This window comes from Stappia sp., from assembly GCF_040110915.1.
Lineage (GTDB): Bacteria > Pseudomonadota > Alphaproteobacteria > Rhizobiales > Stappiaceae > Stappia.
On sequence record NZ_CP157793.1, the window covers coordinates 1,121,495 to 1,136,518 of the forward strand.

The window sequence follows — 15,024 nt, forward strand, 5'->3', positions numbered from 1 at the left end:
TCAGGGCTCCGCGATGGCGGCGGCAAGCGCGGCCTCCAGCCGGGCGCGCCCCGCCTGTCCGTCCGGCAGGCCGATCCGGAGCCAGGTCGGCGCATAGTCGAAGACGCGCGTCCACACGTGCTGACGGGCGAGCGCGCGGTGCAGTGCGGCGGCGTCGCGCGTGCCGGCGAGCACGAAGAGCGGCGTGCCGCCGAAAACGCTCAGGCCCTGCATCTGCAGCATGAGGGTCAGATCGGCCGCCTCGTCGGCAAGCCGCGCGCGCATCGCGTCCTGCCAGGCGGTGTCTTCCAGCGCCCTTGCGCCGATCTCCAGCGCCGGTCCCGGAACCGCCCAGCTTTCGAGCGCCACGGTCAGCCGCTCGGCGAGGGCGCGCGGCGCCACGGCGAAACCGAGCCGCAGCCCGGCAAGGCCGAAGAACTTGCCGAAGGAGCGCAGCACGATGACCGGCAGGCCGTTGAGATGCGGGAGCACGCTTGCGCCCGGCACGCAGTCTGCGAAGGCCTCGTCCACGATCAGCCAGCCGCCTCGCGCGGCGAGCTGCTCGGCGTGGTGGCGCAAGCTTTGCGCATCCACCAGCCGGCCGTCCGGATTGTTCGGATTGACGATGACGAGAAGGCGCACGTCGTCCGGCAGATCGGCATAGGGGGAGGTGAGGTCATGCACCACGCGCCCGGCGCGGCGCCAGATCTCCGCGTGGCTGCCATAGGTCGGCCCGACCACGGCGACGCCGCCGTCCGGCATCACATGCGGCAGATGCGCGAGGATCGCCTGCGTGCCGGGGGCGGCCACCAGATCGAGATCGCCCGGCACCGCATAGGCGGCGCGCGCCGCCGCGATCAGCCGCGTCAGGGCGTCCTGCGCGGGCAGGCGCGTCCAGGCTTCGGCGGGCAGCGTGTCGGGAAGGGGGTAGGCATGCGGGTTGATGCCGGTGGAGAGATCCATCCACTCCGACGCCAGCCCGCCGAAGCGCGCCAGTGCGCTGCCGAGATCTCCGCCGTGCTTCATCGCGTCCGCCCTTCCTGTCCGGTCCGGATGTGCCGGACGTGAGGCGGACGGTAATGCCCGCCTTCGGTGATGCCAAGCGCGCATGCGACACGGGTGGGGATAGCAGCCGACGCCGGCGCCTTGTGTGCCGTCCGCGCTTGTCACGCATCAAAATATCATGTATTCATGATTTATGGATACGAAACGCGCCCTCGAAGCCCTCTCCGCGCTGAGCCAGCAAACCCGGCTCGATGTGTTCCGCCTGCTGGTGCGCGCGGGCCCGGACGGCATGGCGGCCGGGGAGATCGGAGCCGCGCTCGATGTGCGGCAGAACACCATGTCGGCCAATCTGGCCGTGCTGCTGCGGGCCGGGCTGGTCCGCAACGCGCGGGAGGGGCGCACGATCCGCTACTTCGCGGACATGGAAGGCGTGCGCGATCTCATGGCCTTTCTGCTGGAAGACTGTTGCGGCGGCCGGGCGGATCTCTGCCAGCCGGTGCTCGATGCGCTTGTGTGCGACTGCTGAGGACAAGACAATGAGCGTCAAGACCTACAAGGTGCTGTTCCTGTGCACGGGCAACTCGGCCCGGTCGATCCTGGCCGAAGCCTTGATGAACAAGGTCGGGGGCGGGCGGTTCCGTGCCTTTTCCGCAGGCTCCCACCCCAAGGGCGAGGTGCATCCCTTCACGCTCGATCTCTTGCGGCGCATGGACATCGACACCGGCTTCGCCCGTTCCAAGAGCTGGGACGAATTCGCCGAAGAGGGGGCGCCGGACCTCGATTTCGTCTTCACCGTCTGCGATGACGCCGCCGGCGAGGCCTGCCCCGTGTGGCCGGGCCAGCCGATGACCGCCCATTGGGGCGTGCCGGACCCGGCGGCAGTGGACGGTTCCGAGGCCGAGCGGCGTCTCGCCTTCGCGGAAGCCTACCGCATGCTGAACGCGCGGATTTCCATCTTCGCTAGTCTGCCCGTCGACAGCCTCGACACGCTGTCGCTGCAGCGGCGTCTCGCGGACATCGGCCGTATGGACGCGACGACGGACGGGCCCGCCTCCGACAGGGAAACGACCGAATGACCGTGGTGATTCATCACAACCCGGACTGCGGAACCTCGCGCAACGTGCTCGCCATGATCCGCGCCAGCGGCACGGAGCCGGTGGTCGTGGAGTATCTGAAGACCGGCTGGACGCGGCCGCAACTGCAGGCGCTCTTCGCCGCCGCCGGTCTGACGCCGCGCGACGCCCTGCGCGTCTCCAAGTCGCCGGCGGCGGATCTGGGACTGACCGACCCGTCCGTCGGTGACGAGACGCTCCTCGCCGCGATGCTGGAGCACCCGATCCTGGTCAACCGGCCCATCGTCGCGAGCCGCAAGGGCGTGCGCCTGTGCCGCCCGTCCGAAACGGTTCTGGCGCTGCTCGACGCGCCGCTGCCCGAAAACTTCCGCAAGGAAGACGGCGCGCCGGCCGACCCCGATCTCATCCCCGCAAGCTGAACGGCCCCGATGACCTCTTCCGACCTGCTCGCCGACATGCCGGCGGTCGATCCCGACCGTCTGGTTCCCGTCGACACGGCCGCGCTCGCCGGCCCCGGCGATCCCGGCCATGCCCCGCGCATTCTCCTGCTCTATGGCTCGCTGCGGGCGCGCTCCTTCTCGCGGCTGGTCGCCGAGGAGGCGGAGCGCCTGCTGCGCTGGTACGGCTGCGAGACCCGTGTCTTCGATCCGCGCGACCTGCCGCTTCCCGATGCGGCCGAGCCCGATCACCCCAAGGTGGTGGAACTGCGCGATCTCGCCACCTGGTCGGAAGGCATGGTCTGGGTCTCGCCGGAGCGCCACGGCGCGATGACCGGCATCATGAAGGCCCAGATCGACTGGCTGCCGCTGTCGCTGGGCGGGGTGCGCCCGACCCAGGGCAAGACGCTCGCCCTGATGCAGGTCTGCGGCGGATCGCAGAGCTTCAACGCGGTCAACCAGATGCGCATTCTCGGGCGCTGGATGCGGATGGTGACGATCCCCAACCAGTCGTCGGTGCCCAAGGCCTTCACCGAATTCGGCGAGGACGACCGGATGCGCGCCTCGCCCTTCTACAATCGCATCGTCGATGTGGTCGAGGAACTGGTGAAATTCACCTGGATGGTGCGGGCGCGCTCCGACTATCTGGTCGACCGCTACTCCGAGCGGGTGGAGACGCGGGCGGAACTGTCGAAGCGGGTGAACCAGCGCGCGCTCTGACCCCATGCTCTGACCCCGCGCTCGGTGGCGGGCCGCCCGTTGCGGCGCGGCGCTTGACAGGCGCCGCGTCTCTCACAATAAAAGAACAAATAAAGAACATTGAGCGATTGTGCGAGCGGCCCGGTGCGAAGAGACGCCTTCGCGCGGGGAGCCCGCACGGCCGTGCGTTTGCCCCATCGAACCGGCCCGCATGCGAGGCCCGCAGGAGATCCGATGGCCGATCCCCGTCGTTCCGGCCCGCCCCCGCTCGACCATGCCGCGCTTTTGCGCACGCTGGCCGATCTGCGCCGCGCGCTCGTGGAGGCGCGGCGCGGCATGCGGCCGCGCTCCGGGCTTGCCCGCTGCATGGATGCGGTGATCGAGGATATCGACGAACTGGCGCTGGTCCTGACCGGCGACCGGGCGCATTTCCACGCCCGCGGTCATTCCGCGCGCGCCCCCGGCGACTGATCGCGGGGCGCGGCGCGCACCAGGATGGTGTAGCGGCCGAGGGTGTCGGCGACGCGATAGCGCCGGGCGGCGTCGCTGTCGGCGCCCAGGATGCGGGCGATCCTGTCCGGGTGGGGGACGATCAGCGCGTCGAATTGAGCCTCCGCGAGCCGGGTCCTGAAATCCCGTCCGACCGGATGGTCGCGGCGCAGGAACAGGTCGAGGTTGTAGACGTCGAGCACGAAGGGCCGGCGTCCCGCCACGATCGGATACATCGGGTGATGCGCATAAAGCAGCCCGTCGGGCGGGACGTGCCGATCGATCGCCGCGCGGATCTCGGCAATGGAGGGATTGGCGCGCGCGGCAAGCGTTGCGCGCACCGACGGTACACCCGGTAGCCAGGTCGCGACCACGATGAGACCGAGGACCGCGATGCCGGCGGCGAGCGCGCGGCGTTGGCCGCGCGATCCGGTGAGCGCGGAGCCCAGCAGCACAAGACTGACCGCATGAAGCGGGATCAGGTGGTTTCCGGAGATGCCGCGCGAGGTGAAGACGACCAGCGTCACCAGCGTGACCAGGACGAAAGTCAAATGCAGCGGCGCGCGCCAGCGGCGGGGGCCGTCCAGAGCCCATTTGCCGAGTGCCAGGAGAAAACAGACGCCGACGGCCGGATGATAGAGGATCAGTTCCTCCGCGAAGCGCCGCGCGAAGCCTAGGGCGAACGCGAGGTCCGTGCCGCCGGTCGCGGTGGCGGCAAGGGCTTCGATCATCCGCCCGTCCGACAGCACATGAAAGGCCGCGCCGACGGCAATCAGCAGGGCAAGGGCGGCCACCGCGAAGGCGAGGGCTGCGCGCCAGCGCCCGTGCACCACGTAGGACAGGAAAAGCGCCGCCGGCACATAGACGGTCGAGAACTTGGTGTAGAAGGCCGCGATCATCAGGACGAGGCCGAAGGCCTGCGCGGCGCGGCGGGCCCGGCCGTCAGTGCGGCCGAGAAAGAGGCTCAGACCCCAGAGGCTGAAGGCGGCGGCGAGATAGTCGCAGTTCACGTCGCTGAGATACTGCTGATACAGCGTGGTGATATAGGTCAGCAGCGCCACCGCGATGGCCCAGATCGGCGCAACGCCCTGCTGCACGATCAGCCGCGCGATGGCGGCAACCATGAGGATGACGCTGGCCTGCATCAGCAGCACGCCCGCAAGCGTCGCATCGCCGATCAGCCGGATCGCCAGCCCGTGCAACAGGAAGAAGACCGGCATGTAGCGCGTGCCGCCGTAGCCGTCCTCGGCCAGCACCGGCCGGTAGACGAGCCCGTTGGCGGCATCGAGCGCCAGCGCCGTCCACACGCCGCTCGTTTCGGCGTCGAAGGTCCGCCCGCCGCCCCAGTAGCCGAGCGCAAGGTGGAGGGCATCGGCGAGACCGACGGCCAGCGTCAGCAGCAGGGTAATCGCGAGGAGGGGCGTGGGGGACAGGGCCGGCATCGCGCCGGTGTCGCCCGTGGCGGGCGGAAGCGGCGTGTGATCCGGCGTGCGCGCCATGTCAGACCGTCCGTCCCGGGGCCGCCATGGCACGACGATCCGGCGAAGGCGGCAGCGACTGGCGCATCGGGAAGAGCTGTCAGGAAAGGTTGGAGGCCTCGCCCGGAATCGAACCGGGGTACACGGATTTGCAATCCGCTGCGTCACCACTCCGCCACGAGGCCGTGACGCGTCTTTTCAGGGAGTTGGCCGGCGCTGTCAAGCAATGTCTGCCGAAGCCGCCAGCCGGCATGTGCATAACGCCCGGCGGAGGGCCGCGGGCCTCCTCCGCCGGACGTGAAGGCGCTGGGGGCCGGGCCTTACAGCCCGAGCCCGCCGACGCAGGCGTATTTGATGTTGAGATAATCGTCGACGCCGTATTTGGAGCCTTCGTTGCCCACGCCCGAGTCCTTGACCCCGCCGAAGGGCGCGACCTCGGTGGTGATCAGCCCCTCGTTGACGCCCACGAGCCCGTATTCGAGCGCCTCCATCACCCGGAAGGCGCGGCCCAGGTCCTGCGTGTAGAAATAGCAGGCCAGGCCATATTCGGTGTCGTTGGCGCGCGCGACGGCCTCTTCCTCGCTGTCGAAGCGGAAGAGGGGGGCGAGCGGGCCGAAGGTCTCCTCGCGCGCGACCTTCATCTCGGCGGTCACATCGGCCATCAGGGTCGGTTCGAAGAAGCTGCCGCCGTTGGCGTGGCGCTTGCCGCCGGCGAGCACCCTTGCGCCCTTGGATGTGGCGTCGCGGATGTGATCCTCGACTTTCTCCACCGCGTTGAGGTCGATCAGCGGGCCCTGGGAGACGCCCTCGTCGAGGCCGTTGCCGACCTTCAGCCCGGCGATGGCCGCGGCGAGTTTTTCGGCGAAGGCGTCGTAGACGCCGGACTGCACATAGATGCGGTTGGCGCACACGCAGGTCTGGCCCGAGTTGCGGAACTTGGAGACCATCGCGCCCTCGACCGCCGCGTCGAGATCGGCGTCGTCGAACACCAGGAAGGGCGCGTTGCCGCCGAGCTCCATGGAGATCTTCTTCATGTTGGCGGCGGCATGCGAGGCGAGCCCCTTGCCGACCTCGGTGGAGCCGGTGAAGGTGATCTTGCGCAGGTTCGGGTTCTCGCACATCTCCGCCGCGATCTCGGCGGCCGAGCCGGTCAGCACGTTGACCACACCGCGCGGAAAGCCGACCTGTTCCGCCAGCGCGCCGAAGGCGAGCGCGGAATAGGGCGTCTGGCTCGCCGGCTTGATGACCATGGTGCAGCCGGCCGCGAGCGCGGCGCCCAGCTTGCGCGAGATCATCGAATGGGGAAAATTCCAGGGCGTGATCGCGCCGGTGACGCCGACCGGCTCCTTCGTCACCAGGATCTTCTTGCCCCGCCAGGGCGAGGGAATGATGTCCCCGTCGATGCGCTTGGCCTGTTCGGCGAAGAAGCGCACATATTTGACGCCGAGCGCGATCTCGCCCTTCGCCTCCGCAAGCGGCTTGCCCATCTCGGTGGTCAGGATTTCGGCGAGCGCGTCGTGATTGTCCATGATCGCGTCGCACAGCGCCGTCATCAGCGCGGCGCGTTCCTCGGCCGTGGTCGCCTTCCAGTCCTGAAAGGCGAGATAGGCGGCGTCGATGGCGCGCGCCGTTTCGGCCCGTCCGCAGCGTGGAACCGTGCCGATCGTCTCGCCGGTCGCGGGATTGGTGACCTCGATGGTCGCGCCGCTGTCGGCGTGCGACCACAGTCCGCCGATGTGGCAGGCCTGCCTGAAAAGGGGGTGATCGCTGATCATGAAGAGCCTCCCGACTGTGCGTCTGCGCGGCGCGCGGGACGGTTCCCTTCGCGCCTCGGTCGATGCGTCGCCGGCGGGCCGGGCCGGCCCGTCCGGGACATGAATGGGTGCGGCCGGGCATGGGCGCCGGCCTTTGAGCGTTCCGCGGCCGGGCATTGCCCGGCCCTGGGACGGTGTGCGGCCGGCCATTGCCCCGCCGTCGGGCGCGCGCGGAGCGCAAAGGGGAATCGCCCGGCCCCTCCCGTTGCCCGCGAGCTTAGCGCAGGGTGACCGCGTACACGAGGTCTCGCGTGTGACACAGCGAGCGCCGCCATTCGACCGGCTGGCCGTTGAGATCGTGGGCGATGCGGTCGATCTCCAGCAGCGGCGTGCCCGGCGCGACGTCGAGCCGCCGGGCGGCATCGGCATCGGCGGCAACGGCGGCCAGTTCCTCCTCCGCCGTGGTGATCGAGATCCCGTAGCTGCCCTGATAGAGCGCGTAAAGCGCATTGGGCAGGTCGCGCTCCGTCAGCCCGGGAAAGCGCGCCTGCGGCAGGACGATGCGCTCCACGATGCGCGCCGTACCCTCGATCAGACGGGCGCGCACGATGCGGATCACCGTCTCGCCGGGCGCGAGGGCCAGACGCGCGGCTTCCGCCTCGGTGGCGGGCCCTTGCGTGACGTCGGGCGGGCCGCTTTGCGGCGTCAGCCGCGCGCCGCCCGGCCGCGCGATGCGGAAGAACTGGAACAGCGAGCGCTCCGGCGTGACCTCGCGCACATAGGTGCCTTTGCCCTGGCGGCGCTCCAGAAGATTGTCGGCCGCCATCGCGTCGAGCGCCTTGCGCACCGTGCCCTGGCTGACCCCGAGTTCGGAGGCCAGCGTCTGTTCGCTCGGCAGCACCTGCCCCGGGCTCCAGCGCCCGTCGGAGATGCGGGCGACGAACATGTCCTGGACCTGACGATAAAGAGGGCGATATCCCGGCGCGTCGGCCATGACGGGTCACTTTCCTGCGGTGGTCTTGTCTTCACGTGCACGATCCGGCCGGCCGAGGCGGCCGGCCCGGCTTCGCCATGCCCGGCTCGCCATGCCCGCCGCGCCATGCCCGGCTCGCCATGCCCGCCGCGCCATGCGCGGCTCGCCATGCCTGTGGCGGAGGCGTCCGTGCATGGCCGCGCGCGGCCGGACGGTCGGCATCCGTTTCCTCGGTCATAGTCCGACCTTGCAAAGCTGTCCAATCTTTGATGTAAGATGTCTTATATAAGACATAAGTTTTTCAAGGGCGCCCGCTCGTGCGACGGCGCATCGGGGCAGGGACCTGGGAAGGATTGACCCGAGTTCCGGTCCTTGCAGACCAACCGCGAGCGCGGCCGGCCCGCCGAGGCGTTAGGAGGCATGCATGTCCAAACCACATCTTCTCGTTCACGACCGGGCCGACAATGTCGGCGTTGTCGTTGTGGAGGGTCTGACGGCCGGCACGGACATGCTGTGCGTGGTGACGGAAGACGACAGCGACTTTCACCTTAAGGTGAACGCCGACATTCCCATCGGCCACAAGGTCGCGCTGGTCGACCTCGCCGAGGGCGACACGGTGATCAAATACGGCGAGGACATCGGCCGCATGACCGGCCCGGCCCCGAAGGGCGGCCACGTCCACACCCACAATCTCAAGACCAAGCGGTGGTGATCATGCAGGACCCCAAGAGCCTCGAAGTCCGCGCCTGGCGCCGCGAGAACGGCCGCGTCGGCGTGCGCAACCACGTGCTGATCCTGCCCGTGGACGACATTTCCAACGCCGCCTGCGAGGCGGTCGCCAACAACATCAAGGGCACGCTGGCGATCCCGCATGCCTACGGCCGGCTGCAGTTCGGCGAGGATCTGGATCTCCATTTCCGCACGATCATCGGCACCGGTGCCAATCCGAATGTCGCCGCCGTCGTCGTCATCGGCATCGAGCCGGAATGGACCAAGGTGATCGTCGACGGCATCGCGAAGACCGGCAAGCCGGTGGAGGGTTTTTCCATCGAGCAGAACGGCGACATCGCGACCATCGCGGCCGCCTCGCGCAAGGCCAAGGAGTTCGTCCACTGGGCGAGCGAGCTGGAGCGCGAGCCCTGTCCGCTCACCGACCTGTGGGTCTCGACCAAATGCGGCGAGAGCGACACGACGACGGGCCTGTCGTCCTGCCCGACGGTCGGCAACATGTACGACAAGCTCTTGCCGCACGGGCTCTACGGCTGTTTCGGCGAGACCTCGGAGATCACCGGCGCGGAGCATATCTGCGTCAGGCGCGCGGCGACGCCCGAGGCGGGCGAGAAGTTCATGGCGCTGTTCCAGGCCTATCAGGACGAGGTGATCGAACCCTTCAAGACGTCGGATCTCTCCGACAGCCAGCCGACCAAGGGGAACATCCTGGGCGGCCTGTCGACCATCGAGGAAAAGGCGCTCGGCAATCTGGAGAAGATCGGCCGCACCTCGACCTATATCGACGCGCTGGGGCCGGCGGTCGCGCCGGAGAAGGGTCCGGGGCTCTACTTCATGGACACCTCGTCGGCGGCCGCCGAATGCGTGACGCTGATGGCGGCGGCGGGCTATGTGATCCACACGTTCCCGACCGGTCAGGGCAATGTGATCGGCAATCCGATCGTGCCGGTGATCAAGATCTCGGGCAATCCGCGCACGCTTCGCACCATGTCGGAGCACATCGACGTGGACGTGACCGGGGTGCTCAGCCGCGAGATGACCATCGATCAGGCGGGCGACGCGCTGATCCAGATGATCGCGCGCACCGCCAACGGCCGCGCCACCGCCGCTGAGGCACTCGGCCACCGCGAGTTCTCCATGACGAAGCTCTATCGCAGCGCGTGACGCGCATCGCAACGTCTTGACCTGATCAATCGAACGGAACAGTCCGCATGGCCGCTACGAAAACCCTCACGCCGGGCGAGGCGGAGGCGCTGGTGAGTGCCGCGCTCATCGCCAGCAACACTGCTGCGGACAATGCCGCGAGCGTTGCCCGCGCCCTCATTGCCGCCGAGATCGACGGGCAGGGCGGGCACGGCCTGTCGCGCGTGCCGTCTTATGCGGCGCAGGCGCGTTCGGGCAAGGTCGACGGCCACGCGGTTCCGGTGGCGGAACGCGCGGCGCCTGCCGTGCTGCGCGTCGATGCGGGGCTTGGCTTCGCCTATCCTGCCATCGACCTGACGGTCGCGCATCTGCCGGAAATCGCCGCCGAAACGGGACTTGCGATTGCCGCAATCCGCCGGTCGCATCACTTCGGGCAGGCGGGCGCCCATTGCGAACGCCTGGCGGACAAGGGGCTCGTGGCTTTCGTCTTCGGCAATTCGCCGCAGGCCATCGCGCCCTGGGGCGGCAAGCGCCCGCTCTTCGGCACCAACCCCATCGCCTTCGCGGCTCCCGTGCCCGACCAGCCGCCGCTGGTCATCGACTTCGCCGTCTCGCGCGTGGCGCGCGGCAAGATCATGGCCGCCGACAAGGCCGGCACGGCGATCCCCGAGGGCTGGGCGCTGGACCCGCAAGGTCGCCCGACCACCGACACCAGGGCGGCGCTTGCCGGCACGATGATCCCCATCGGCGAGGCGAAGGGGGCCGCGCTGGCGCTGATGGTGGAGGTGATGTCGGCCGCGCTCGTCGGGGCAAGCCTCGCCTTCGAGGCGTCGAGCCTGTTCACCGGCGAGGGCGCGCCCCCCGATCTCGGTCAGACGGTGCTCGCCATCGATCCGGGCCGCGTGTCGGCCGGCGCCTATGGCGCGCGCGTGACGACGCTCGTGTCGGCCATCGCGGCGGAGGAGGGCGCGCGCCTGCCCGGCAGCCGGCGCCTCGAGGCGCGCGCGCGCGCCGCGCGCGACGGGATCGCGGTTCCCGCCCCTCTGCACGCCGAGATCGCCGCGCTCGCCGGCGCGGGCTGATCGCTCAGTCGCCGAACTCGCGTTCGAAGAAGATGCCGGCCTTCGATTCCCCGTCGGCGCCGACCTCGCCGCGCAGTTTCAGGGACCTGGTCACGTCGATGTCGACGGTGACGCGGCTGGAGGCGTCGCGCGTGCCCTGTTTGACGCCGAGATAGATGTTGTCGTCCAGATATTTGCCGACCGACACCGTGGGACCGTCGGCGTCGGAGGTGTCGACGTCGATGGCATCGACGCCGAGCGCCTGACGCAGCTGGCCGAGCGGTCCTTCGCCGCCGCCGCCGGTGAGCGCCAGAACCGAGGCGCCGAGCTGCGCGATCTGCGCCGGCGACAGGTCGCTCATGCCGCGTCCGAACAGGAAGCGGGCGAGGATCTCGTCCTGCGGCAGGTCCGGCGAGGAGGTGAAGGCGATCTGCGGCTGGCTCGCCGGTCCGCGCACCGTGATGGTGACCGCCGCATTGCCCGCCTGCGAGGTCGCGGCGAAATCGAGATCGGGCATCAGCGAGCCGGCGAAGGAGGCTTCGCCCTTGTCGAAATTCACCCGCCGGGTCAGCACCTGAAGCACGCCCCGGCGCAGGCTGAAGCCGCCGACCGCCTGCGGGTCGGCGCTGGTGCCGACAAGGCGCAGCGAGCCGCCGAGTTCCGCGTCGAGCCCGCGTCCGCGCACGAATATCTGACCGGGCGCGGTGACGGTCACATCGAGGGCGAGCGGGCGTCCGCCGCCATTGCCGCCTCCGCCGCCCCCGTCGCCGCCATGCAGTGCCGCGTCCTGCCGGCGCACGTCTTCCGGCGCATTGCGGTGGGTGACCGACACCGGATCGATGGTCCCGGGCAGGCTGGAGGGGATGGTGATGTCGGCGCGCGGAATGGTCACGGTGCCGGAGAGCCGCGCCGGTGTGGTCGGCGAGGCGAGCGGGCCGTTGAGCCGCAGGTCGGCGTTGACGCGGGCACGCACGATGCGCCCGTCGGAATATTGCCCGTCCGTGACGGTGAGCGAGAGATCCGCCGGCATGCCGCCGTCGAGCCCGATGCTGCCGTCGGCCGAAAGCCTTCCGCCGGCGGCAATGGCCGCGGCGAGCCCGTCGATGGTCACCGTCTCCCGGGTGACGCGCACCGTGCCGGCGACCTCGCGCAGTGCGAGGCCCGAGGCGAGATGGGTGAGCGCCACCGCGTTCGGCGTCAGCGTCAGCGCGACCTGTGGCGCGGCGAAGGACCCGCCGATGCGGCCTGCGAGCGTCATCGCCCCTTGCGCCGACAGGCCGGCGAGCAGGAGCTGCCGCCGGGCGACGCCGAGCGGCAGCTGTCCCGAAACCGAAAGATCGAGCGCGCCGGCGCCGGAGACCGTGACCGGCCCTTCGGCCACGACCTGAAGCCCTTCGGTCCCGGTCACCTGCGTGCGTTGGGTAAGGCGCATCCCCTGAAAGCTGCCGTTTGAGGCAAGCGCCAGATCGCCGACGCCCGCACTGCGCAGCGGCGCCGCGCCAAGCCCGGCGATGGAGAGGGTCCATGAAGCGCGCGGGTCCGCCGCCGCGCCGGTGACCTCGACCGAGCCGGAGAGCGCCCCGGCGAGACCGAAGCCCGGCGCGACGGAATTGGCGAGCGCCAGCGGGAGCCGGTCCGCCCGTGCCCTCAGATCGAGCCGGTCGCCGGCCGTGCCGGCCAGCGTGAGCGTGCCCGAGCCGAGGCGCAGCGACAGCGATTCGATGCGCGCCGCCCCGTCGACGACCGAGATCCGTGCCGGCTCGCTGAGCCTGGTGTCGATTCCCCGGTAGCGGCCGTCGAGCGCGGCGAGGACGATGGCGAGGCCGTCGCCCTCCGGCACCAGCCGGGCATCCAGCGCGAGCCCGTCGGCGGTGTTGCCTTCGGCCAGACGCGCGTCAAGCTGCACGCGCGTCTGCGCATTGGCCTCGCTCGTGGCGGAAAGCGTCGCCCGGGCGATGCGCGTTTCGCCGAAGGCAAGTGCGCGCGCCTCCGCCTCGCCCGCCAGACGCGGCGCGGCGAGCGGGCCTTGCGCGGCGAGATCCGCCGACAGCGTCCCGATGGTGGTTCCCGCGGCAACGACGTCGCGGCCCGAAAGCGCAAGGCGGGCATCGGACACGCCGTCGCGCTCGGTGAGGCTGAGCGTGCCCTCCAGCGCCCCACCGAGGTCGGTGAGGGCGAGGGTGGAAAAGGCGGACAGATCCGGCGCGTCGATGGTCAACTCGCCGCTGAGCGTGTCGAGTGCCCGCGCGAGATCGGCGATCCGCAGCGCGCCCTCGATGCGATTGTCGCCGCTGGCCAGCGTGAGCGGGTCGATGCGCGCGCCCGGGCCATCGGGTTCCGCGTGCAGACGGGCCGTCAGATCCTGGCCCTCCAGCGTCGCGGCGAGATCGATTTCCGCGCGCGGCGCGGCGACATCGACGTCGGCGGTGAGGCGCAGGTCCTCAACCGGATTGCCGTCCAGCATCAGCCGCTCGGCGGTGGCGGTGGCGGCGACGCGCGGCGCGGCCGGCGTGCCGGTGAGTGCGGCGGTGAGTGTCGTGGCGCCGGCAAGGCGCGGGTCGAACGCGCCGATCCGGGGGATCTCCACGTCGAGGGTCGCGTCGAGCGCGTCGGCGGCGATGTCGCCCGTCGCGGAGGCGGTCAGCGCGGCGAGCGTAAGCCGCGCGGTCTCCAGCGTCATCCCTTGCGCGGCGGCGTCGATCCGGGCGGTGGCGTCGAGATCGGCCGGGCCGTTGAACGCCGCAAGCGCCGGGTCGCTCGCCTCGACTGCCGCGATCTCGGCCGCAAGCTCCACAGCGAGCGGCGCGAGCGGCTGCCGGGCATCGAAGTCCGTGCCCGAAAGCCGCGCGCGGAGACCCGACAGGGCGGCCTCCGTGGTGGCAAGCCGCGCCGTCGCGAGCCGGACCTGCCAGCCGAGCGCGTCGAGCGGTCCGTCGGCCGAGATGGCCAGGGTCGTTTCGCCAATGGCGATGCGCCGCTCCGGCAGGTCGAGGGCGATGAGCGCGTCGCCGCCGGCCGACAGGCGCCCGTCGACACGGGCCGTCAGGCGCTGCGTGGCGGCATCCCGGCTCGCCTCGACGTCGAGCGAAAGCGTTTGCGTCGTCAGATCGGCGGTGAGGCTGCGCGGGGTGAAATCGGTGCCAAGCTCGGCCGTGGCCGTCAGGCGCGTGTCGCCGAGCAGGACCGCCTGGGCGACGGGCGGGGCGAGCCGGGCGAGGCGGCCGTCGAGCCCGGCCGTCAGCCGGCGCGTGTCCTCCGCGCTGGTCAGTCGGGCCGTGCCGGAAACCTCCGTCTCGCCGTCGAGCTTCAGCGCGAGATCGGCGCTCCAGTCGGACAGGGGCCCGGCGCCGGCAACCGAGAGGTCGAGCGCCGGCAGGCCGGGAATATCGAGCAGGCGCGCGGCGAGACCGCCGCGCGGTTCCGATCCGGTAAGCGCGAGGTCGAGCCGGTTCTGCGCGGGCACGAAGGCGATGTCGGCGGAAAGCGCGCCGGCGGTTCCGTCCGTCCGCTCGACCGACAGGCTGGCCGTCAGGCCCCCCGCCGCGACCTGTCCACGCGCGTCGGCGGTGAGCCGCATGGCCGTGCCGGCGACCGCCGGCCCCAGCGCGATGTCGCCGATGGCGGCCCGGCCGAGATCGACGGCCGGAAGGTTCGGCAGGCCGATCTCGCCCGCCGGCTCGGCGGGCTCGGGTTCGTCGGCGGGGGCCGGGAGCCGGTCGAGGGCGAGCCGGTCGAGCGTCAGCGCATCGACCGCGATGCGTCCGCCCAGAAGCGCGGTTGGCTGCCAGGCAAGGGCGAGGCCTTCGAGCGTCAGATAATCGCCGGTACCGTCGCCGAGCCGTGCCCGCTCCAGCGTGACGTCGAGCCCCCAGCCGACCGTGAGGCCGTCCAGCTTCAGCGTGCGGTCCGGTCCCGAGGCCGCCCACGAAATGACGTTCGCGGCCGCCACGCGTCCGGGCGCGGTCTGCAGGGCGGCGAGCGTCGCCCCGCCGAGGACGACGGCGATCAGCACGAGCCCGACCGTCAGGCGCAGCAGCGCGCCCGCGACGGCAAGGGCTTTGGCTTTCAAGGTGCGCGCGGGCATGGGATCCTTCGCATGGGGGCGAGACCGCAAACGCTCGACCCAAAGGGGGCGAAACTGAATCGCCGCTCAGTGTCTTATCGATTCGCGTTGAAGCGAAATCATGGCACGGACGGCACGGTG

At 70.4% G+C, this 15,024-nt stretch carries 13 protein-coding genes and 1 tRNA gene; 8 read left to right on the forward strand and 6 right to left on the reverse strand.

Annotated elements, in window-relative coordinates:
- Positions 1-1,005 carry a threonine-phosphate decarboxylase CobD gene (gene cobD / locus ABL312_RS04925; RefSeq protein WP_349360257.1) on the reverse strand — a complete coding sequence of 335 codons (1,005 nt, stop codon included), beginning with the start codon at positions 1,003-1,005 and terminating at the stop codon, positions 1-3.
- Between the two features lie 172 nt (positions 1,006-1,177).
- On the opposite strand from cobD, the gene ABL312_RS04930 reads away from it, so the two are divergent.
- From ABL312_RS04930 to ABL312_RS04950, 5 genes are all read left to right on the forward strand, one after another.
- Complete coding sequence (locus ABL312_RS04930; protein ID WP_349360258.1) at positions 1,178-1,510, forward strand: metalloregulator ArsR/SmtB family transcription factor; 333 nt, start codon at positions 1,178-1,180, stop codon at positions 1,508-1,510.
- A 10-nt stretch (positions 1,511-1,520) separates the two neighbouring features.
- Positions 1,521-2,060 (forward strand): arsenate reductase ArsC, encoded by a 540-nt coding sequence (locus ABL312_RS04935; protein ID WP_349360259.1) that lies wholly within the window; start codon positions 1,521-1,523, stop codon positions 2,058-2,060.
- On the forward strand, positions 2,057-2,476 hold the full coding sequence (gene arsC / locus ABL312_RS04940; protein WP_349360260.1) for an arsenate reductase (glutaredoxin): 420 nt from the start codon (positions 2,057-2,059) through the stop codon (positions 2,474-2,476). Before ABL312_RS04935 ends, arsC begins: the two co-directional genes overlap by 4 nt.
- Positions 2,477-2,485: 9 nt before the next feature.
- Positions 2,486-3,214: an arsenical resistance protein ArsH gene (arsH, locus tag ABL312_RS04945; protein ID WP_349360261.1), complete on the forward strand. Its 729-nt coding sequence runs from the start codon at positions 2,486-2,488 to the stop codon at positions 3,212-3,214.
- Positions 3,215-3,427: 213 nt separating this feature from the next.
- Positions 3,428-3,664 (forward strand): hypothetical protein, encoded by a 237-nt coding sequence (locus ABL312_RS04950; RefSeq protein WP_349360262.1) that lies wholly within the window; start codon positions 3,428-3,430, stop codon positions 3,662-3,664.
- Here the strand turns inward: ABL312_RS04950 and ABL312_RS04955 are convergent.
- The 4 genes from ABL312_RS04955 to ABL312_RS04970 form a co-directional block, all read right to left on the reverse strand.
- Positions 3,637-5,181 carry a hypothetical protein gene (locus tag ABL312_RS04955; RefSeq protein ID WP_349360263.1) on the reverse strand — a complete coding sequence of 515 codons (1,545 nt, stop codon included), beginning with the start codon at positions 5,179-5,181 and terminating at the stop codon, positions 3,637-3,639. The two genes, ABL312_RS04950 and ABL312_RS04955, sit on opposite strands and share 28 nt — an antisense overlap.
- A gap of 90 nt (positions 5,182-5,271) precedes the next feature.
- Positions 5,272-5,345: transfer RNA gene (locus ABL312_RS04960), tRNA-Cys, on the reverse strand.
- 135 nt (positions 5,346-5,480) lie between these two features.
- Positions 5,481-6,935: an NAD-dependent succinate-semialdehyde dehydrogenase gene (locus tag ABL312_RS04965; RefSeq protein WP_349360264.1), complete on the reverse strand. Its 1,455-nt coding sequence runs from the start codon at positions 6,933-6,935 to the stop codon at positions 5,481-5,483.
- A gap of 256 nt (positions 6,936-7,191) precedes the next feature.
- On the reverse strand, positions 7,192-7,908 hold the full coding sequence (locus ABL312_RS04970) for a GntR family transcriptional regulator (protein WP_349360265.1): 717 nt from the start codon (positions 7,906-7,908) through the stop codon (positions 7,192-7,194).
- A gap of 403 nt (positions 7,909-8,311) precedes the next feature.
- On the opposite strand from ABL312_RS04970, the gene ABL312_RS04975 reads away from it, so the two are divergent.
- The 3 genes from ABL312_RS04975 to ABL312_RS04985 are packed head-to-tail and all read left to right on the forward strand — an operon-like array spanning position 8,312 to position 10,841.
- Positions 8,312-8,599: a UxaA family hydrolase gene (locus ABL312_RS04975; protein WP_349360266.1), complete on the forward strand. Its 288-nt coding sequence runs from the start codon at positions 8,312-8,314 to the stop codon at positions 8,597-8,599.
- A 2-nt stretch (positions 8,600-8,601) separates the two neighbouring features.
- Positions 8,602-9,780 carry a UxaA family hydrolase gene (locus ABL312_RS04980; RefSeq protein WP_349360267.1) on the forward strand — a complete coding sequence of 393 codons (1,179 nt, stop codon included), beginning with the start codon at positions 8,602-8,604 and terminating at the stop codon, positions 9,778-9,780.
- A gap of 47 nt (positions 9,781-9,827) precedes the next feature.
- On the forward strand, positions 9,828-10,841 hold the full coding sequence (locus ABL312_RS04985; protein WP_349360268.1) for an Ldh family oxidoreductase: 1,014 nt from the start codon (positions 9,828-9,830) through the stop codon (positions 10,839-10,841).
- Between the two features lie 4 nt (positions 10,842-10,845).
- On the opposite strand, the gene ABL312_RS04990 is transcribed toward ABL312_RS04985, so the two are convergent.
- Positions 10,846-14,904, reverse strand: a complete 4,059-nt coding sequence (locus tag ABL312_RS04990) for a translocation/assembly module TamB domain-containing protein (RefSeq protein ID WP_349360269.1) — start codon at positions 14,902-14,904, stop codon at positions 10,846-10,848.
- Positions 14,905-15,024: the final 120 nt, after the last annotated feature.